Raw genomic sequence first — 19,268 nt, forward strand, 5'->3', positions numbered from 1 at the left:
GTTTTTATAAACTCAAATTATATTTCATGACAAGATGTGTAAGAAATGCACGTAGAAAATTGATGAGAGCAACGGAACGCATATGAAAATTACCTCAGCTCGTCAAGATCAAGGTATTCCAGGAGTCTATGGCTTATTGCTATTAGATGTTGTTTCACGTTGGGGATACAACGATGAAACATTATTTGCCCCTTTTCATCTTACGAGTGAGCAATTAGCCGATCCTGAATATCGTATTTCAACACCTGTAGCAAATGAGCTGGTTAAACATGCCTTAAATCTCACTGGTGAAAGTACATTGGGTTTCCATATTGGCACTCAAATGCGTATTTCAATTCATGGATTTATTGGCTACGCGATAATGACAGCAAAAGATATTACCGAAGCGATTGCTCTTGCTGCTCGTTTTATCCAGTTACGCTTACCCTTTTTACAACTTTATTTTTCTACATTCGGTCCCAAAGCCACATTACAATTACAGTGTGATATTGAGCTAGAACCACTTCGTACCGAAATTGTTTTAGGCTTAACCATTGGCATCATGACAATGGCAAAAGCAATGACAGGTATCGAAGATTTAGCAGGCGATGTCGACCTAGATTTTCCAGAACCAGCAGGTTTTGATAAATATAGAAGCAAACTCAGCAGCACTATTCGCTTTAATCAGCCTCATTTAATTTCTAGTTTTGATAAAAAATATTTAAGCATTAAATTAATTAATTCCGATCCAATCGCTAGTCAAATTGCCATTAACCAATGTGAAGCTGAACTCTCTGCTTTGGGTGAACGCCGCCGTTTGGCAATGCGCGTACGTGATATTTTAAGTAATTCTGAACAACATTACTTAAGCATAGAAAATGTAGCAGAATACCTACATATGTCAGATCGCACCTTAAAGCGACAATTGGCAGCTGAAGGGACTTCATTTTCAACATTAGTAGATGAAGTCCGATATCGTCATGCGACTTCTTTACTTTCACGTACAGATTATAGCCTTGAACAAATTGCAGATGAACTTGGTTACTCCGATGTCGCAAATTTCAGCCGTGCATTCAAACGCTGGAGTGGCCGTAGTCCGAGTAACTGGCGCAAAGACCCCTATTTATAATGTTATTAAAATATTGGACACAAGCTTAAGGAGTTGTCATGAACCACCCTTCAGAATTGAAGTATGCACGTACACATGAGTGGGTAAAAATTGAAGGTGATCTTGTTATTACAGGAATTACCGACCATGCACAAGATGAACTTGGAGACTTGGTCTATGTGGAGACTCCTGAAGTAGGCAGCAAAGTAACAGCTGGAGAACAAGCTGGAGTAGTTGAATCAGTTAAGACTGCTTCTGATATCCACGCTCCTGTTTCTGGTACTGTAGTGGAAGTAAATACAGACCTTGAAGATGATCCCGATTTTGTAAATGAAGACCCATACGGGAAAGGCTGGATTTATAAAATCAAGCCAGACAACATAGCTGATGTTGAAAAACTTTTAACAAATGCAGAATATGAAGCAGGCTTATAAAAGATAGCATCGCTTTCAATATTTAATAAAAACCAGTTTACTTTTAAACTGGTTTTTTTATATATGTATAAATCAGCTATAAAAACCAGATGAATAGGATCACTGACATGACAAGACTTGTTGTATTTTCTGGTGCAGGCATGAGTGCAGAAAGTGGAATTAGTACTTTTCGTGACAGTAATGGCCTATGGGAAAATTATGATATACAACAAGTTGCCACTCCAGAAGCTTGGAATAAAGACCCTGCTTTAGTCCAACGGTTTTATAATGAACGTCGTAAAAATATTTTAGAAGCTCAGCCAAATGAAGCTCATCAGTACATTGCCAAACTACAAAACCATTTCGATGTACAGGTTATTACGCAAAATATTGATGATTTACATGAGCGCGCTGGTAACCGCAATGTCTTGCATCTACATGGCAATATTCGATTAGCAAAAAGCTCTGGACCAGATGCACAATATACAACTGAGTTTTATGAAATTAATGGTTGGAAGTTAGACTTAGAACATGACTTTTGCCCAAATGGCTATCCACTTCGTCCTCATGTAGTTTGGTTTGGTGAAGCAGTTCCCGCATTTGAAGAAGCCATAAAGCAAGTACAGGAAGCCGATATTTTCATTGTTATTGGTTCAACCTTAAGTGTGTATCCTGTTGCTGCTTTAGTTCATGAAATTCCAAATTACACTGAAGCCTACTATATAGATCCTCAAGCAGATCATTCTCGTGTTCCATCTCAATATAAACTATTAAATATGACAGCCACAGAAGGTATGAAAGAGCTATTTCATCAGTTGACGAGCTAATATTTCTTTCATTTTTATTGCAGATTTCACTTCTAAAGTTGTCTTTTCACATGAAATTGATGCGAAAACACTCAACTCATATCAAATTTTTTCTTGAATCATATATTGTCATTGCTAATTTTGTAACCAAACATACTAATCTATTTTCTAAATTTACTATTTTTATAATTTTCTCAAGAATAAATGAATTATTTAACTCATATAAATCATTGATTAAAATAAATTTAATTTAAAGTGTAACTGTAATTACACCTGTTTACACAAAAATACATAAAATACATCACAAAGATAACAGAGCAAAAAAATTCTTTTGTGGTTGAATCTCAACCTCTTGAAATGCCGTACAAGAAAACAGCGACCTGGATTAGGTTACAATCACGGATTATGGATATAAGGACACACATCCATTATGAGTTATTTTGATCCCACCCTCATCATGTTTATGGTGTACATCGTAGCAATGGTACTTATTGGCTTATTCGCCTACCGTGCTACAAGCGACTTCTCTGATTATATTCTTGGTGGTCGTAGTTTAGGCAGTTTTGTTACTGCATTATCCGCAGGCGCATCAGACATGAGTGGTTGGTTACTCATGGGCTTACCAGGAGCAATTTATCTTTCTGGTTTATCTGAAGCGTGGATTGCAATTGGTCTAATTATCGGTGCTTGGCTTAACTGGTTACTGGTTGCTGGTCGATTACGCGTTCATACTGAAATCCAAAATAATGCACTCACTCTGCCCGACTATTTTACAAGTCGATTTGATGACAAGAAAAAGATTCTTCGTATTTTCTCTGCCGTTATTATCTTGGTTTTCTTCGCAATTTACTGTGCCTCAGGTATGGTAGCTGGCGCTCGTTTATTTGAAAATTTATTTGGTATGTCATATACCACCGCAATCTGGTTAAGTGCTATTGCAACAATCAGTTATGTTTGTATTGGTGGATTCTTGGCAATTAGCTGGACTGATACTTTCCAAGCTGGCTTAATGATTTTTGCCCTTTTACTCACCCCAATCGTAACTTACCTTGCAATTGGCGACACAACTCAGTTTGTAACGCTTATTGAAACTGCTCGCCCACATGCATTTAACATCGTTTCAGATTTAAGTGTGGTAGCCGTTTTATCTTCAATGGCTTGGGGTTTAGGCTATTTTGGCCAACCGCACATTCTTGTACGTTTCATGGCTGCTGACTCTGTAAAATCAATTCCTGCTGCTCGCCGTATTGGTATGACTTGGATGATTTTATGTTTAGTTGGTGCTGTTGGTGCTGGTTTCTTCGGTATTGCATATTTCCAGCAACACCCTGAACTTGCAGCAGTTGTAAGCAAAAACCCTGAAACTGTATTTATGGAATTGACTAAAATTTTATTCAATCCATGGATTGTGGGTATCATTCTAGCTGCTATCTTGGCTGCTGTTATGAGTACATTAAGCTGTCAGCTTTTAGTATGTTCAAGTGCGCTAACTGAAGATTTGTACAAAGGTTTCATCCGTAAAAACGCATCTCAAAAAGAACTTGTATGGGTTGGTCGAGTCATGGTTCTTGCAATTGCAGTTCTTGCAATTGTGCTAGCAGGTAATCCTGACAGTAAAGTTCTTGGTCTTGTTGCTTACGCATGGGCTGGCTTTGGCGCTGCATTTGGTCCACTCATCATCTTGTCATTGTTCTGGAAACGTATGACTTTAGAAGGTGCTTTAGCGGGCATGATCGTAGGTGCTGTTGTTGTGATTGGTTGGAAAAATCTTTTCGCAGGCACTGGGGTTTACGAGATTATTCCTGGCTTTATCTGTGCGTTTATCAGCATCATTGTAGTGAGCTTAATTTCAAAAGCACCAAACTCTGATGTGACTGATCGTTTTGAACAAGGCGACAAACTCTACAAAGAAAGTGTATAAAAATGAATAAAATAAAAAGGGGCTTCGGCCCCTTTTTATTTATTTTTCGTTTTGATTTTAATTTTTGAAGTATCTTTTACAACTTGCATCACAGGGTAGCTACGGGTTTCTTTCACACCAGGTAATTGCCATAGTACCTGCCCAGCAATACGTCTAAACTCCTCCATACTGCCACTTCGTAATTTAATTAAAAAATCAAATCCTCCACTGACCATATGGCATTCAACGATTTCTGGATAATGCACGACTGCATCAATAAACTCGTCTAAAACGTTAGGTGTTGTTTTATCAAGTAAGACCTCTACAAACACCAAAAAATTTGCATTCAGTTTGATTGGATTCAATTTGGCTTCATAGCCCAAGATAAATTCATCTTTTGTTAGCTTCTGCACTCGAGCCATAACAGCGGTTGGAGATAAGTTCACCATTTCGGCTAATTTACTATTAGAAATTCGCCCATCTGTTTGAAGAATATCCAAAATTTTTAAATCAGTGCGATCAAGGCTTAATAATGGGCCATTCATCTGAATTTTCCTCTAAAAAATAGGCTAAATATAGTGAGTTATTCGGTGTTTCTTCTGTAATCATAAATTATCTAAACCTCTCTACTCAAGATGAGTTTATGAGAGTCGGTTGTCGGAAATAGATATGAACACAATGGATACTTTTCATCAAATGGATAAATCTCACCAAGGCTATATCACCGAATTCAACGATAAAAGTGAGTTTGAACAGCGCATTAATACAGCTTGGCGACGTGCCGAACCTGAAGCTGTAGAAGAGTTATTACAAGCTGCTGCGGTATCTGATGATTTAGATCATAAAATTTATGACCTTGCATTTAACCTTGCCCATAATTTACGTGAACGTAAGACCTCTTCTGGGAAAGCAGGTATTGTTCAAGGGTTATTACAAGAGTTCTCTCTGTCTTCACAAGAAGGTGTGGCCTTAATGTGCCTTGCCGAAGCTTTGCTTCGTATTCCAGACACAGCAACACGTGACTTACTGATTCGAGATAAAATCAACCAAGGTAACTGGAAAGAACACGTTGGCCAAAGCAGTTTAATGTTTGTCAATGCTGCAGCATGGGGCCTCATGTTAACTAGTAAGCTTATGGAAACACCAAAGCAAACCAGTCTTTCAAGTGTACTTACTGGCCTTTTAGCACGTAGTGGACGTGGCATTATTCGTAAAGCAGTTGATGTTGCAATGCGTATGATGGGTGAACAGTTTGTAACTGGGGAAACCATTGAAGAAGCTGTAGACCATGCGAAAGTACTTGAAGATAAGGGATTTCGTTATTCTTATGACATGTTAGGTGAAGCAGCTTTAACTGACCATGACGCTGAACGCTACTTTAACGATTATACGCAAGCTATCCATGCCATTGGTAAGGCATCTAATGGTAAAGGCGTTTATGATGGCCCGGGTATTTCAATTAAGCTTTCTGCCTTACACCCTCGTTATCAACGTGCGCAAATTGAACGTGTTCATCAAGAACTTTACGGCAAAGTATTTGAACTTGCTCGTTTAGCCAAACACTACAATATTGGTTTAAATATCGATGCTGAAGAATCAGAGCGTTTAGAAATTTCGCTTGAGTTACTCGAACGTCTTTGTTTCGAGCCGGAATTAGCGAACTGGAAAGGCATTGGATTCGTTATTCAAGCTTATCAAAAACGCTGCTTCTTTGTAGTTGATTATATTATTGACCTTGCTAAACGCAGCCAAAAACGCCTCATGATTCGTCTTGTAAAAGGCGCATATTGGGATAGCGAAATCAAGAAAGCACAAATCGAAGGTATGGATGACTACCCTGTCTTCACACGTAAAGTACATACAGATTTATCTTATATTGCTTGTGCTAAAAAATTACTTGCAGCGCCAGAATATATCTATCCGCAATTTGCGACTCATAACGCTCAGACATTGGCAACAATTTATCATTTAGCTGATCCAAGCAAATATTATGCTGGTCAATATGAGTTCCAATGCTTACATGGCATGGGTGAACCACTTTATGAACAAGTTGTTGGTCCACGCGAGCAAAATAAATTAGGCGTGCCATGCCGTATTTATGCTCCAGTTGGTAACCATGAAACTTTGTTAGCTTATCTGGTTCGTCGTTTACTTGAAAATGGTGCAAATACTTCATTTGTTAACCGTATTGCCGATAAAACACTTAAGGTTGAAGACCTCATTCAGTCTCCAATTTACGATATACGCAATGCAGCTAAACTTGAAGGTTCAATTGGTTTAAAACACCCATCAATTCCTCTTCCTTTAGATATGTACGGCACACTCCGTAAAAACTCTAAAGGATATGACTTAGCAAACGACACTCCGCTTGAAGCTTTAGATAGCACAGCTCAACAACTACGTAATCGTGTTTGGCAAAGCCGTCCATTACTAGGAAATAACGCTTCAACAGAACAAGGTCATTCTGTTGCAATTACAAACCCAGCACAAAATGATGAAATTGTTGGGTATGTACAAGAAGCTGATCTTAATGATGTAGAAATTGCATTGAATGCAGCTGAACAGATACAAATTGAATGGGCAAATACACCTAAAGATCAACGCGCACAATATTTAAAACGTGCAGCTGACCTTATGGAAAGTCGTATTCAAGAGTTAATGGTATTACTTTGCCGTGAAAGTGGTAAAACTTATGCCAATGCAATTGCAGAAGTTCGTGAAGCTGTAGATTTCTTACGTTACTACGCAACTCAAGTTGAGAATCTTCCCGCAAATACAACTATTCAGCCAGTTGGTACTGTACTTTGTATTAGTCCATGGAACTTCCCTCTTGCAATTTTCTCTGGTCAAATTGCTGCAGCATTAGTCAGTGGTAACTGTGTTATTGCAAAACCTGCCGAACAAACACCTTTAATCGCGGCTCAAGCAGTGCAAATTTTATGGGAAGCTGGTATTCCACATGGCGCTGTACAATTATTACCTGGCCGTGGTGAAACAGTAGGTGCTCAGCTTAGCCAAGATCGACGCATTGATGGCATCATGTTTACTGGCTCAACTGAAGTTGCAAAAATTTTGCAGAAAACAGTTGCAAAACGTTTGGCTGCTAATGGCCAATCTATTCCTCTCATTGCAGAAACTGGTGGTCAGAATGCAATGATTGTGGACTCATCTGCATTAACTGAACAAGTTGTACTAGATGTTGTAAGTTCTGCATTTGATAGCGCAGGTCAACGCTGCTCTGCTTTACGTATTTTATGTGTACAAGAAGATAGTGCGGCAAGCGTTATTAAAATGCTTAAAGGTGCAATGCAGCAGTTAATCGTAGGTAACCCTGCTATTTTAAAAACGGATATTGGTCCTGTTATTGATGAAGAAGCAAAACAGACAATTGATCAGCATATCCAAAAAATGAAGTCTAAAGGCTATCCAGTACATCAATTGATGTTTGGTGCAACTAGTCAAAATGAATTGAGCAAAGGTACTTTTGTTGTACCAACAGCAATTGAGTTACCTAACCTCGATGACTTACAACGCGAAGTTTTTGGTCCTGTTTTACACATCATTACCTATAAATACGGCGAACTTGAACAACTCATCTCACGTATTAATGCCAAAGGTTATGGTTTAACAATGGGTCTGCATACCCGTATTGATGAAACTATCCAAACCGTTATTCAACATGCTGAAGTGGGTAACCTTTATATCAACCGCAATATTGTTGGTGCTGTTGTTGGTGTTCAACCATTTGGTGGTGAAGGTTTATCGGGTACAGGTCCGAAAGCTGGTGGTCCGCTTTACATGTATCGCTTAATGCAAAATTGTTCAAATAAAGTATTGGCAACACCATTCGCTATGAAAAATGAACAAACTGCATATGAAGGCTTTAACCGAGAGGTTTATCAGAGCTTACAAAACTGGGCAAAACAGCATTTACCACAAGCAAATCGTGATATTGAACCATTTGGTGTAGGTAAGTTTTATGAGTTACAAGGCCCTACTGGGGAAAGTAACCAATATATTATTCTGCCGCGTCACCGTGTGCTTTCAATTGCAGACACTGAACAAAATCAATTACATCAATTACTCGCAATTTTTGCAGTGGGTAGCCAAGCTGCGGTAATGCCAAATAGTCCATTGTTGGCAAAACATAAACAAACGTTGCCAAAAGATGTTCTTGATGCAATTACTACAGTTAAAAACATCACATCAGATAATTTTGATGCTGTTTTACACCATGGTAGTCGTGAAGAGGTTCTTTCATTACAACAAGAAATTGCTAGCCGCTCTGGCGCAATTGTTGGCATTACACATGTTGAATCAAACGAGTCAATTCCACTTGAACGTTTAGTGATTGAACGTGCAATTAGTGTGAATACAGCTGCAGCTGGTGGCAATGCAAGCTTAATGACTATGTCTGACTAACACCTAAATTTATCTAAAAAAGCCCAAATCTCAGCATTTGGGCTTTTTTGTTTAATGAAGTAATCTATTTTTAAATATATAAATGTTATCGATTAGAGAATTTCATAATGATCTTTTTAGAATCAGAGCAATATCAACAAAAATGTATTCAACTTTTTAATTCGTATAAAAAAGATATTTCCACACTTCTCCCATTTGCCAAAGTTGAGCATATAGGTTCTTCTGCAATACCTAATGCAATTTCCAAAGGTGATCTAGATATTTATATTGAAGTTATGCCTGACCAATTTGAATTCGCAATAAACCAGTTAAAAACACTTAATTTTATAGAGAAACAAAATACGCTTAGAACACACGAGCTTTGTATGCTCGAATCACTCAACAACGATGATGTTGCATTTCAAATTGTAGTAACCAATTCAGTATTCACATTTTTCTTAATATTTAGAAATAAGCTTATAGACTCACCACTCTTGGTGAAAGAATATAATCAATTAAAATTGGAGTGTAGCCATTTAGACCATGATCAATATAGAAAAATAAAATCAGATTTTATTAACCGCGTCTTAAATCATCTCTAATTTAAGTGCCCTATTTCTTTATGAATATCTGACTAAAATTGGCTCCTGCAAGCGCGATTTTTTTGATACCATTCACTATTTGATTCTGTCTAAATTTTCTTTGTCTATGACCTCTTCTTATCGTCAACAACTTCAAGCTAAAATTGATCGCATTACTACTCAATTTTCTGAATTTACACCACCTACATTAGAAGTGTTTGAATCACCTGAACAACATTTCCGTATGCGTGCTGAGTTTCGGATCTGGCATACAGAAAATGATATGTTCTATGCTATGTTTGAACGTAACGATGAAGACAAACAAAAAACAGTTGTTCGCATAGACGAGTTTCCTATTGCAGACAAAAGCATTAATGATTTAATGCCTCGCCTTTTAGCAGAGCTCAAAGCAGAACCTTTACTTTCACAGCGTTTATTTGAAGTTGATTTTCTCGCAACACTTAGTGGAGAAATGCTAGTTACCCTGATTTATCACCGTAAACTTAATCAGGAGTGGGAACAAGCAGCTAAAGCACTTGCTGAAAAACTAAATATTAAAATTATGGGCCGTAGCCGAGGTCAGAAAGTTGTTATTGGCGATGACTTTGTTGTAGAAGAGTTTGAACTTTTAAACCGTACATTCAAATACAAACAAATTGAAAGCAGTTTTACCCAGCCGAATGCACAAGTTTGCAAAAAAATGCTGCAATGGGCATGTGATGCAGCTGAGGGTTCGAAAAAACACTTGCTAGAACTTTATTGTGGTAACGGTAACTTTACCCTTCCATTATCACTAAAATTCGAACGCGTACTTGCTACCGAACTTGCTAAATCATCAGTTTATGCGGCTCAATGGAATATTGAACAAAACCAGATCGATAATATTCAAGTAGCTCGTCTTTCAGCTGAAGAGTTTACTCAAGCCTATCAGGGTGAGCGCGAATTCCGCCGTCTGCAAGAAGCAAATATTGATATTCAAAGTTATGACTTTGATACCGTATTTGTAGACCCTCCGCGTGCAGGAATTGATGATGAAACTTTAAAACTTTTACAAGGTTTTGAGCGTATCATCTACATTTCATGTAATCCTGACACTTTATATGAAAATTTAAAAACGCTGACAAAAACTCATCGAGTGACTAAGTTTGCTTTATTTGATCAGTTCCCTTATACGCATCATGTTGAGTCAGGTGTATTACTTGAGAAGATTTAAACAAAATTTTTCAATGTAACACTATTTTATAAGGAGATTAAATATCTCCTTATTTTTCAACATTTTTTCATTAAGTATTTAAATTTAAAAAAAATATCAAGTCATCTATTCGTCATAATTTCGTTTAACTCAACCATTACTATCGAAAATTCTCTAGTTCAACTGGTGGATTTATCACTTATAGAGACTTGTATTTTAATTTAAATTGGCTATATTTCGATCTATGTTAGGTTGTATATGAAGGCTCTATGAGTTTTTGGCAAAAGCTGTTCTTAGCAGATCAACAGCATAACGAGCATAAGAATCAAACTGCTTGTGTTGAAAATGACTGCTCATGTAAAACTAATGAACAACTTCTAAGTGCGCTCGCACAAGCAACAGATGAAGATGTCATTATGGGAATAAAAAAAGTTCTTATTTCCCGTGGGTATAGCCGAAAAGAGTTAAATGAACTCATTCAAAAACCATCTATTCATTAATTATAAAGCCAGTCCTGTACTGGCTTTTTTGCATTTTATTTGACTGCACAAATTGCATGACTGACTAAACCAATAATAGGTCCCATATAAAATTTTCTATCATTACGGTTATTCTTTTGCAGATAGAGACTAGAGATAGAACCATCAAGATAAAGAGCTTGTTCTACTTTTAAATTCTTTTGGAAAAATTCAGCGAAATTATAAAAATTCACTCTATTTTTAGATATTACAAAATATAGCTTATTATTTTTTATACCTACTCCATTACGTATTTTCTTTGAATCGCTATTTGCTAGAAATAAGGGATTTATTTTCCCGTTCATTACTAACATAGGCCCAGATTGTGTCGCATAATCCGGTTGAAAAGCCTTTGCTTTATATTGTTCAGTTGTCCATATAACAGCTTGTCTTTTATTCCATGCTAAAACCCCATTAGGCTGCAAAAAAAAGTTTCCCCATCCTTTGTCTTCATTTAATGCTTGAATAACGTTCCCTTGTTCAATATACAACCCTACCGGAGAAAAGTTGGAATGAAACATTCCTGCATTCATTGCAAAAGTAAGCTGTTCACATGATTTGAGTTGGTGCCGAATATTGTCGAAGCTTTTATAATATTGATTAGTCTGTGGATTCTTCAAAAACAGACGTAGTTGATTTAAATTAGAAATTTCAATGACTTCAAATTGATCATCGGCAGCATTTTCAATTTGTTGATACTCTACAGCTAAAGCATATTGCACAAAAACTATAAAGTTCATAATACACAGTATTAATATTTTCATTAATGACAAACCTCATATGTCATTTTCTGTTCATAAGAACACTTTATTAAGTAAAAATGCTTTTATGTGATGTATACCCGAAAGTCGCTTATTCCACCTAATCAATACACTAGAACACAACCATATTCGTTATAATGTGAACAGCTTTTAATAAAAGTGATCAAAACTTTATTGGATCAGCGTGAATATGCAACAAACAAATAAACGCTACCCTTTAGGGGCTCATCTTATTGTAAAACATCTCGGCTATAGCCATCATGGTATTTACGCTGGGAGAGGTCGAGTTATTCATTATTCGGGCCTAGCACATTTCATCAAAAAACGTCCTATTGAAATCACATCAATAGATGCCTTTTCCCATGGCAAAAAAATTCATGTACGTTCTTACGATGCTCCACGTTACAAAGGAAAAGTTGTTGTACGGCGTATGCGCTCACGCATGCACGAAAACCATTATCATCTGATCATTAATAATTGCGAACATTTATGTAGTTGGGCAATTACGGGTATAGAAAGCAGTACCCAAGTTGAACGTATGATGCATCGTCTAACCACAATAGGCTATGTAAGTTCAATTATGAGTTATATGAATGGCATGATGTTGACCGTTGCAACTACCTGCTTTGCTCTTGTTCTTTATATTAAAAAGAAATTACGTGATCAGGCAAAAATGAAAGTACCAACTTATCAATTTTTAAGAGAAAAAGCCGAAAAAAGAAATGTAGATCCTTCTCAACCTTTAGTTTTTATAGAACCAGATAAAAAAGAACCAATCTAATTAAAAAAGTCCTCATCATTGAGGACTTTTTTAGAAAACTTACAACTTATTTTTTAGCTGCACTAGCTGCCGTTGCTTCAGTCGTAATGTTTACAGTGATCTTATCGCCCACGTTTGGCACATAGCTGCCTAGACCGAACTCAGAACGATTGAATGAAGTTGTCGCGTTGAAACCAATCGCTGGAACTTTTGCCATTGGGTGTTCACCCTGTTTGTTTAAAACAGCATCAAGTACAACTGGCTTAGTTACACCTTTAACAGTTAAGTCACCAGTAATTTTGAAGTGCTTTTTGTCTTTAGTTTCTACTTTTGTACTTTTGAAAGTGATATTTGGGTATTTAGCTGCATTAAACCAAGCTTCTTGTTGGAATTCTTTATCTAAAGCAGGTACGTTTGTATTTACGCTGCTTAAAGGAATTGTCACATTTACAGAAGAATTTGCTGGTTTAGCATTATCAACTTTAATTACACCTTGGATGTCCGAGAAGTTAGCGCTTGGTGTTGAAAAACCAAAGTGATTCCATGAGAAAACAGTCGCTGTATGCGTTGGATCAATTTTATAGTCCACTGGTGCAGCTAATGTAACTGTACTTGCCAATGCCACTGCCAAACCGAAGCTTAATGTCTTAAGATGCATTTTTCGTATCCTTTATTGATATAGTCGTTAGTGTATACATCAAGTAATTAAATTCACTATTCTTTATAAAACGATATGTTTCATCCATGCAACAATAAAAGCGTTACAGTTGTTATTCAAAACCCATATTATAAAGTATAGATATTTTTCTATTAGAAACTTTCAGATTTATTGGTTTTTACTTCGATTTTATTGATAAATAACAAGGTAAAACATGGTTAACACTGTTCAAGCACAAAGCACTTCTACTCCTTACCGAGTAACACTTACCGATCCATCTGGTCATCAATGGTTTGGAGATGAACCAACTGATAAAGGTGGACAAGATACAGCTCCGAACCCTGTTCAGCTTTTATTATCAGCTTTAGGTGCTTGCACTACAATTACATTAGAAATGTATGCAAGTCACAAAGGGATTAAGCTTGAGCATGTACAAGTCGATTTAGCCTTAAATCCAAATGGTGATCCGGAAGCAGGTCAAAATAACATTAAACGTAAAATTACTTTAAAGGGTGAATTTACTGAAGATCAACATAAACGTCTTTTAAAAGTTGCTGAAAGCTGCCCAATTCATAAGCTTTTAACTTCTAATATTTCGATTCAAACTGAGCTTAATATTTAAGATTTATAAAAAAAAGCGCCCTAGTTAGGACGCTTTTTTCTTCTGCTCAGTTAAATCATTAAGCGGTTAATTCTTTTACCGCAGCTACTACAGCTTCAGTTGTAATACCAAAGAATTGGAACAAATCTTTTGCTGGTGCAGATTCACCATAAGTTGTCATACCAATTACTTTGCCATCAAGACCAACAAACTTCCACCAGTAGTCAACGTGAGCAGCTTCTACAGCTACACGTGCACGGATATGAGCTGGCAATACAGCTTCACGGTATGCAGCATCTTGTTTCATGAACTCTTCAGCACATGGCATAGAAACAACACGAACACCTTCAAGTTGAGCATAAGCTTCCATTGCTAAAGAAACTTCAGAACCAGTAGCAATAATAATTGCTTTCAACTCACCTTTCTCTTGAGCAAGAACATAACCACCTTTTGCTGCATTCTGAATTTGTTCTTCAGTACGCGTTTGGAATGGCAAGTTTTGACGAGAGAAAATAAGTGCTGTAGGACCGTCTTTACGCTCTAAAGCAGATTTCCATGCAATTGCTGTTTCTACAGTATCAGCAGGACGCCAAGTATTTAAGTTTGGTGTACCACGTAAAGAAGCAATTTGTTCAATTGGTTGATGTGTTGGACCATCTTCACCTAAACCGATTGAGTCATGTGTATAAACATGAATCACGCGTTGTTTCATCAATGCAGACATACGCACTGCGTTACGTGCATATTCCATAAACATTAAGAATGTTGCAACGTAAGGAATGAAGCCGCCATGTAATGCAACACCATTCGCGATTGCAGTCATACCGAACTCACGTACACCATAGTACACGTAGTTACCAGCTGGATTTTCTTGAACACCTTGGCAACCTTTCCAAAGTGTTAAGTTAGAACCAGCTAAGTCCGCAGAACCACCTAATAATTCAGGTAATAAAGGACCAAATGCTTGTAATGTGTTTTGGCTTGCTTTACGAGTTGCTACAGTCTCAGCTTTAGCATTTGTTTCGCGAATAAATGCATCTGCTTGAGCTGAAAACTCTGCTGGTAAATCACCGCTAATACGACGAAGTAACTCAGCTGCTTCTGTTGGATATTTTGCTTGGTATTGAGCGAATACTTCATTCCAAGCTGCTTCAGCTTCGTTACCTTTTGCTTTAGCATCCCATGCAGCATATACATCAGCAGGAATAACAAATGCTTCTTCAGTCCAGCCTAAAGCTTCACGAGTCAAGGTAATTTCATCTTTACCTAATGGCGCACCGTGACAGTCTTCTTTACCTTGTTTGTTTGGAGAACCTAAACCAATAATTGTTTTACAAATAATGATCGTTGGTTTTTGAGTTTCTGCTTTAGCTTCAACTGTTGCTTGACGAATAGCATCAGCATCATGGCCATCTACACGAAGAACTTGCCAACCATAAGCTTTGAAACGCTCTTCAGTGTCATCACTGAACCAACCTTCTACTTCACCATCAATTGAAATGCCGTTGTCATCATAATAAGCAATCAATTTACCAAGCTGTAAAGTACCTGCCAATGAACATACTTCGTGAGAAATACCTTCCATTAGACAGCCATCACCCAAGAAACAATAAGTGAAGTGATCAACTACTTTTAAGTCATCTTTATTGAACTGAGCAGCTAAAGTCTTTTCTGCCAACGCAAAACCAACAGCGTTTGCAATACCTTGACCTAAAGGACCAGTCGTTGTTTCAATGCCTGGTGCATAACCATATTCAGGGTGACCAGGAGTTTTTGAGTGCAATTGACGGAATTGTTTTAAATCTTCAATTGAAAGATCATAACCTGTTAAATGAAGCAAAGCATATTGCAACATTGAGCCATGGCCATTTGACAAAACAAAACGGTCACGGTTTGCCCATTGTGGATTAGTTGGGTTGTGATTTAAAAACTCGCGCCAGACGACATCAGCAATATCTGCCATCCCCATTGGAGCACCTGGATGCCCTGAGTTTGCCTGTTGCACAGCATCCATTGCCAATACACGAATTGCGTTTGCAATACGACGTTCGTTTAAAGGGGTCGTCATAGATCAGAATCCAATTTTAATAGATTGATGAAAAGAAGAAGATGAATAACCATTCAATGCCGCTATATTGTCTTAAAAAAACGCCTAGGGGTAAACCCCAACACTGTATATTTCTTTATTTTTAACTATTTCTTGGTTACTCAAAAAACATTTAGATTCTTAAGTTGCATAAAACAATACGTTTTATCGCTATTCTCTAATGAACTGTTGTAGGCATTTGATGTTTATAAAAAGCCTATAAAGATGAATTTATCTTTCTTATTTATACTATTTCACTTCACAGTTTAAATTTTGTTGATTAATTTTTCGCAAAATCAAATGCTTAAAATTTATGCGTTATGAGCGTCGTCTATTATAAAAATATTTAATTATCAGATGACTATATCAATTTTACTGATACACTTATCAATTAAAACATAGTAGAAATGAAATAAATTCATGCTTTTTAGTCAGTATGAACTGGTCCTCAAGCTCAAGTCGATGTAACATATTATGTCTTTTTGAAATAACCAAGATAGGACTTTCATGCGCGAGTACGCTGTTTTTACCTCGGAATCTGTAAGCGAAGGTCATCCCGATAAAATGGCCGACCAAATTAGCGACGCTATTTTGGATGCAATCTTAAAAGAAGACCCATACGCACGTGTTGCTTGTGAAACACTGGTAAAAACAGGCGCTGTTGTACTTGCAGGTGAAATCACAACTACTGCGAATATTGATGTAGAAGCTGTTGTTCGCCAAACTGTTAACGGTATCGGCTATCACCATTCAGATCTAGGCTTTGATGGTTCAACTTGTGCAGTCATCAACATGATTGGTAAACAATCACCAGAAATTGCACAAGGTGTAGATCGCCAAAAACCTGAAGATCAAGGTGCCGGTGACCAAGGTTTAATGTTTGGTTACGCAAGTCGTGAAACTGACGTGCTTATGCCAGCTCCTATTTCTTACGCTCACCGTTTAATGGAGCGTCAAGCTGAACTTCGTCGTTCAGGTGCATTACCATGGTTACGTCCAGATGCAAAAAGTCAGGTAACTTTTGCTTATGAAAATGGCAAACCTGTACGTTTAGATGCAGTAGTACTTTCTACTCAACATGATCCTGAAATTAGTCAAACTCAGCTTAAAGAAGCTGTAATTGAAGAAATTATCAAACCGATCATTCCTGCTGAAATGTTCCATGCTGCTACTAAATTCCACATTAACCCGACTGGTATGTTTGTTATCGGTGGTCCAGTAGGTGACTGTGGTTTAACAGGTCGTAAAATCATCGTTGATACTTACGGTGGTATGGCTCGTCACGGCGGCGGTGCATTCTCTGGTAAAGATCCATCTAAAGTAGACCGTTCAGCTGCATATGCTGGTCGTTATGTTGCTAAAAATATTGTTGCGGCTGGTCTTGCTGACAAATGTGAAATTCAGGTGAGTTATGCAATTGGTGTTGCAGAGCCGACTTCTATTTCAATCAATACTTTCGGTACTGCAAAAGTTTCTGATGAGTTAATTATTCAATTAGTACGTGAACATTTTGATTTACGTCCATTTGGTATTACTCGTATGCTTAACTTAATTCAACCAATGTATAAGCAAACAGCTGCTTATGGTCACTTTGGTCGTGAAGGTTCAGACTCTGCATTTACGTGGGAAAAAACTGACAAAGTTAAAGTACTTAAAGATGCTGCGGGCCTCTAAGTCCCATATATTAAAAGCCCGCTCAATGCGGGCTTTTTTATTATTTTTATATATTGTTAAAACTAAGCAATAAGCCAACCAACACACATTATTGAATAAGTATGTAGCAAATTAAGCACTACTACTGTTTCGTAGTTTTATCACCTTGATTTAGTACATCCAACAAAGTCGATTGCGTAGGCGTATCTTGATGATTCTGGATATAAACATGGACAACTTTGAATACAACGACTACAGCTAGACAAGCCATCACACAAAACATCCATAACCCATACGGGCTTCGAATATGGTGTGAACCACAATACGGACATGATTTATCTGTTGATGCCACGACTTTGTCACAACATGCACAATGATATTGATATAGCATAGGTAACCCTCCTTCCCTCACTTCAACCGTTGTTGTTTTAATAGGTTTGCTACAATTTTTAATTTATACATCCTTTATATTTATCCTATGTGAAATGAAAAGAGAATTCAATCTGAATGAACAATGCGTTCATTTTTAAAAAATTTAGATTATACAAAGAGATAAATTAAATATTATTTTTTCTGTACTATTTTTCTTATTTTGATATTTTGCTGAATTTGCTAAAATGCATAAATAGTTTATTTTTCTAGGCCAATCTATGTCACACACACAGCTCATTAATAAAGGTGGCTTTCGTGAAAGAGCCAATAGAAGCCGGAAATATCAACAGTCTGAAAACAAGCAAGCAAGTCTGCCTTCAAACAAGTATCAACCTCAAACCAAGTCAGAAGAAAATCAAACTGTAGCAGCACCAGCTGACATGGATACTCCTAAAACTTCAGATGAATAACGCATATAACATTAAAAAAGGCCTAAACATTTAAGATTTAGGCCTTTTATCTTTTATATAAGGAATTAATTAATCCTTATTTTTATGTTCAATTTTCTTATGGTCTGGGGTAACTTCTCGTGCTTCACCATCAATAATACTTGAATCGCCACGATATTGACCACCACCTTGTTGACCTTGCATGTCCTGCATTTGACGCATTAAATCAGCAAATGGATTTTGACCAGCGCCAGCACCGCCCATGCCACCCATCATTTTTTCCATCATAGCTTGCTGACGCTTTGCGAGTGTTCTCATTGCGATATTACGGAACGCAGTTTGTACGCCCGGAATTAGAATTAAGAGCGCTAAAACGTCTGATACCAATCCAGGCACCATCAATAAAAAACCTGCAAAAGCATATGCTAGTTTTTTAGTCACAGTTGGATCACTGCCTAATTGCCCAGTCATCTGCATTTGTTGTAATTGCGGCATAATACCAGCCGTACTTTTACGAATAAGCGTTAGACCAATAAAGAAAGCAATAATGAACCAGAAAAACACATACCATCCACTGATGAACTGTGCTACGCCAATCCATACGGCAATTTCAACAATCGCGCCCAGAACCACAATAAGAAGTAAATTCATGTAAAACTTTATCTATCTCAAAAAGAAAATTCATTGCAGGTGTCACCATCTAACCCATAAACCATTTTCAGTTGAAAATAGGATTAAAAAGGCTGTAAAGCTTAGACAATGTTTTCTTGTAACTTCAAATCACCGCTAAACCAACATTCTGCAATACTATCAATAAGACTGATTCTAAATTAATAAAATAGCCATACTTTATTATTAATGAGTGCTATAACGACTTTATCAAGTGTTTTTTCTACAAGATTGCATTTTTTTCAAAAATTAGCCGTTTTTTTATCTATTATCGACATTTTTCTAAAATCTAACTTACATTTTTGATATCTAATATTTGATCCACTCAAGTTACATTAATTAGCTAAACTTTAAATTTAAT

18 protein-coding genes are annotated in these 19,268 nt (G+C 37.1%); 12 read left to right on the forward strand and 6 right to left on the reverse strand.

The window, feature by feature from the left end; all coding sequences use genetic code 11:
* Nucleotides 1-82: 82 nt before the first annotated feature.
* From AC1PJ9_RS15690 to putP, 4 genes are all read left to right on the forward strand, one after another.
* On the forward strand, nt 83-1,108 hold the full coding sequence (locus tag AC1PJ9_RS15690; RefSeq protein ID WP_311087778.1) for an AraC family transcriptional regulator: 1,026 nt from the start codon (nt 83-85) through the stop codon (nt 1,106-1,108).
* Between the two features lie 38 nt (nt 1,109-1,146).
* The gene (gcvH, locus tag AC1PJ9_RS15695; protein ID WP_001016341.1) at nt 1,147-1,521 is read left to right on the forward strand and encodes a glycine cleavage system protein GcvH; all 375 of its coding nucleotides are present in this window, start codon (nt 1,147-1,149) and stop codon (nt 1,519-1,521) included.
* Between the two features lie 98 nt (nt 1,522-1,619).
* Nucleotides 1,620-2,327 (forward strand): SIR2 family NAD-dependent protein deacylase, encoded by a 708-nt coding sequence (locus tag AC1PJ9_RS15700; RefSeq protein WP_311088067.1) that lies wholly within the window; start codon nt 1,620-1,622, stop codon nt 2,325-2,327.
* 409 nt (nt 2,328-2,736) lie between these two features.
* Nucleotides 2,737-4,227 carry a sodium/proline symporter PutP gene (gene putP / locus AC1PJ9_RS15705; protein ID WP_311071364.1) on the forward strand — a complete coding sequence of 497 codons (1,491 nt, stop codon included), beginning with the start codon at nt 2,737-2,739 and terminating at the stop codon, nt 4,225-4,227.
* A gap of 35 nt (nt 4,228-4,262) precedes the next feature.
* Here putP and AC1PJ9_RS15710 read toward each other — a convergent pair whose 3' ends face one another.
* Nucleotides 4,263-4,751 (reverse strand): AsnC family transcriptional regulator, encoded by a 489-nt coding sequence (locus AC1PJ9_RS15710; protein WP_019458967.1) that lies wholly within the window; start codon nt 4,749-4,751, stop codon nt 4,263-4,265.
* 124 nt (nt 4,752-4,875) lie between these two features.
* On the opposite strand from AC1PJ9_RS15710, the gene putA reads away from it, so the two are divergent.
* The 4 genes from putA (at nt 4,876) to AC1PJ9_RS15730 (ending at nt 10,880) form a co-directional block, all read left to right on the forward strand.
* Nucleotides 4,876-8,628, forward strand: a complete 3,753-nt coding sequence (gene putA, locus AC1PJ9_RS15715) for a trifunctional transcriptional regulator/proline dehydrogenase/L-glutamate gamma-semialdehyde dehydrogenase (protein ID WP_311087779.1) — start codon at nt 4,876-4,878, stop codon at nt 8,626-8,628.
* Between the two features lie 107 nt (nt 8,629-8,735).
* Nucleotides 8,736-9,209 carry a GrpB family protein gene (locus AC1PJ9_RS15720; RefSeq protein WP_311071367.1) on the forward strand — a complete coding sequence of 158 codons (474 nt, stop codon included), beginning with the start codon at nt 8,736-8,738 and terminating at the stop codon, nt 9,207-9,209.
* A 106-nt stretch (nt 9,210-9,315) separates the two neighbouring features.
* Nucleotides 9,316-10,401 (forward strand): tRNA (uridine(54)-C5)-methyltransferase TrmA, encoded by a 1,086-nt coding sequence (gene trmA / locus AC1PJ9_RS15725; RefSeq protein ID WP_311071368.1) that lies wholly within the window; start codon nt 9,316-9,318, stop codon nt 10,399-10,401.
* Between the two features lie 248 nt (nt 10,402-10,649).
* On the forward strand, nt 10,650-10,880 hold the full coding sequence (locus AC1PJ9_RS15730; RefSeq protein WP_002050077.1) for a hypothetical protein: 231 nt from the start codon (nt 10,650-10,652) through the stop codon (nt 10,878-10,880).
* Nucleotides 10,881-10,915: 35 nt separating this feature from the next.
* Here the strand turns inward: AC1PJ9_RS15730 and AC1PJ9_RS15735 are convergent, their stop codons facing one another.
* A complete protein-coding gene (locus AC1PJ9_RS15735) occupies nt 10,916-11,662 on the reverse strand; it encodes a phosphodiester glycosidase family protein (protein WP_311071371.1) in 747 nt (248 codons plus the stop codon).
* Between the two features lie 187 nt (nt 11,663-11,849).
* Between AC1PJ9_RS15735 and AC1PJ9_RS15740 the strand changes: the two genes are divergently transcribed.
* Complete coding sequence (locus AC1PJ9_RS15740; RefSeq protein ID WP_087605546.1) at nt 11,850-12,440, forward strand: lecithin retinol acyltransferase family protein; 591 nt, start codon at nt 11,850-11,852, stop codon at nt 12,438-12,440.
* A gap of 46 nt (nt 12,441-12,486) precedes the next feature.
* On the opposite strand, the gene AC1PJ9_RS15745 is transcribed toward AC1PJ9_RS15740, so the two are convergent.
* Nucleotides 12,487-13,077 carry a YceI family protein gene (locus AC1PJ9_RS15745; RefSeq protein ID WP_087605545.1) on the reverse strand — a complete coding sequence of 197 codons (591 nt, stop codon included), beginning with the start codon at nt 13,075-13,077 and terminating at the stop codon, nt 12,487-12,489.
* Nucleotides 13,078-13,291: 214 nt separating this feature from the next.
* On the opposite strand from AC1PJ9_RS15745, the gene AC1PJ9_RS15750 reads away from it, so the two are divergent.
* Entirely contained in the window at nt 13,292-13,699 is a 408-nt protein-coding gene (locus AC1PJ9_RS15750; RefSeq protein ID WP_311087780.1) for an OsmC family protein, read from the forward strand.
* 58 nt (nt 13,700-13,757) lie between these two features.
* On the opposite strand, the gene tkt is transcribed toward AC1PJ9_RS15750, so the two are convergent.
* The gene (gene tkt / locus AC1PJ9_RS15755; protein WP_263613562.1) at nt 13,758-15,746 is read right to left on the reverse strand and encodes a transketolase; all 1,989 of its coding nucleotides are present in this window, start codon (nt 15,744-15,746) and stop codon (nt 13,758-13,760) included.
* Nucleotides 15,747-16,271: 525 nt separating this feature from the next.
* On the opposite strand from tkt, the gene metK reads away from it, so the two are divergent.
* On the forward strand, nt 16,272-17,438 hold the full coding sequence (gene metK, locus AC1PJ9_RS15760; RefSeq protein ID WP_311071379.1) for a methionine adenosyltransferase: 1,167 nt from the start codon (nt 16,272-16,274) through the stop codon (nt 17,436-17,438).
* A 121-nt stretch (nt 17,439-17,559) separates the two neighbouring features.
* Here metK and AC1PJ9_RS15765 read toward each other — a convergent pair whose 3' ends face one another.
* Nucleotides 17,560-17,808 carry a hypothetical protein gene (locus AC1PJ9_RS15765; protein WP_311087781.1) on the reverse strand — a complete coding sequence of 83 codons (249 nt, stop codon included), beginning with the start codon at nt 17,806-17,808 and terminating at the stop codon, nt 17,560-17,562.
* 259 nt (nt 17,809-18,067) lie between these two features.
* On the opposite strand from AC1PJ9_RS15765, the gene AC1PJ9_RS15770 reads away from it, so the two are divergent.
* Nucleotides 18,068-18,259 (forward strand): hypothetical protein, encoded by a 192-nt coding sequence (locus AC1PJ9_RS15770; protein ID WP_311071381.1) that lies wholly within the window; start codon nt 18,068-18,070, stop codon nt 18,257-18,259.
* 69 nt (nt 18,260-18,328) lie between these two features.
* On the opposite strand, the gene AC1PJ9_RS15775 is transcribed toward AC1PJ9_RS15770, so the two are convergent.
* On the reverse strand, nt 18,329-18,889 hold the full coding sequence (locus tag AC1PJ9_RS15775; RefSeq protein WP_311071383.1) for an FxsA family protein: 561 nt from the start codon (nt 18,887-18,889) through the stop codon (nt 18,329-18,331).
* Between the last annotated feature and the right edge of the window lie 379 nt (nt 18,890-19,268).

It is taken from the genome of Acinetobacter sp. 70_2 (assembly GCF_056736115.1).

Bases quoted from the DNA above. Each gene is read 5' to 3' on its own strand.
- AC1PJ9_RS15690 (WP_311087778.1), top strand. From the start codon at position 83: ATGAAAATTACCTCAGCTCGTCAAGATCAAGGTATTCCAGGAGTCTAT.
- gcvH (WP_001016341.1), top strand. From the start codon at position 1,147: ATGAACCACCCTTCAGAATTGAAGTATGCACGTACACATGAGTGGGTA.
- putP (WP_311071364.1), top strand. From the start codon at position 2,737: ATGAGTTATTTTGATCCCACCCTCATCATGTTTATGGTGTACATCGTA.
- AC1PJ9_RS15710 (WP_019458967.1), bottom strand. From the start codon at position 4,751: ATGAATGGCCCATTATTAAGCCTTGATCGCACTGATTTAAAAATTTTG.
- putA (WP_311087779.1), top strand. From the start codon at position 4,876: ATGAACACAATGGATACTTTTCATCAAATGGATAAATCTCACCAAGGC.
- AC1PJ9_RS15720 (WP_311071367.1), top strand. From the start codon at position 8,736: ATGATCTTTTTAGAATCAGAGCAATATCAACAAAAATGTATTCAACTT.
- trmA (WP_311071368.1), top strand. From the start codon at position 9,316: ATGACCTCTTCTTATCGTCAACAACTTCAAGCTAAAATTGATCGCATT.
- AC1PJ9_RS15730 (WP_002050077.1), top strand. From the start codon at position 10,650: ATGAGTTTTTGGCAAAAGCTGTTCTTAGCAGATCAACAGCATAACGAG.
- AC1PJ9_RS15735 (WP_311071371.1), bottom strand. From the start codon at position 11,662: ATGAAAATATTAATACTGTGTATTATGAACTTTATAGTTTTTGTGCAA.
- AC1PJ9_RS15740 (WP_087605546.1), top strand. From the start codon at position 11,850: ATGCAACAAACAAATAAACGCTACCCTTTAGGGGCTCATCTTATTGTA.
- AC1PJ9_RS15745 (WP_087605545.1), bottom strand. From the start codon at position 13,077: ATGCATCTTAAGACATTAAGCTTCGGTTTGGCAGTGGCATTGGCAAGT.
- AC1PJ9_RS15750 (WP_311087780.1), top strand. From the start codon at position 13,292: ATGGTTAACACTGTTCAAGCACAAAGCACTTCTACTCCTTACCGAGTA.
- tkt (WP_263613562.1), bottom strand. From the start codon at position 15,746: ATGACGACCCCTTTAAACGAACGTCGTATTGCAAACGCAATTCGTGTA.
- metK (WP_311071379.1), top strand. From the start codon at position 16,272: ATGCGCGAGTACGCTGTTTTTACCTCGGAATCTGTAAGCGAAGGTCAT.
- AC1PJ9_RS15765 (WP_311087781.1), bottom strand. From the start codon at position 17,808: ATGCTATATCAATATCATTGTGCATGTTGTGACAAAGTCGTGGCATCA.
- AC1PJ9_RS15770 (WP_311071381.1), top strand. From the start codon at position 18,068: ATGTCACACACACAGCTCATTAATAAAGGTGGCTTTCGTGAAAGAGCC.
- AC1PJ9_RS15775 (WP_311071383.1), bottom strand. From the start codon at position 18,889: ATGAATTTACTTCTTATTGTGGTTCTGGGCGCGATTGTTGAAATTGCC.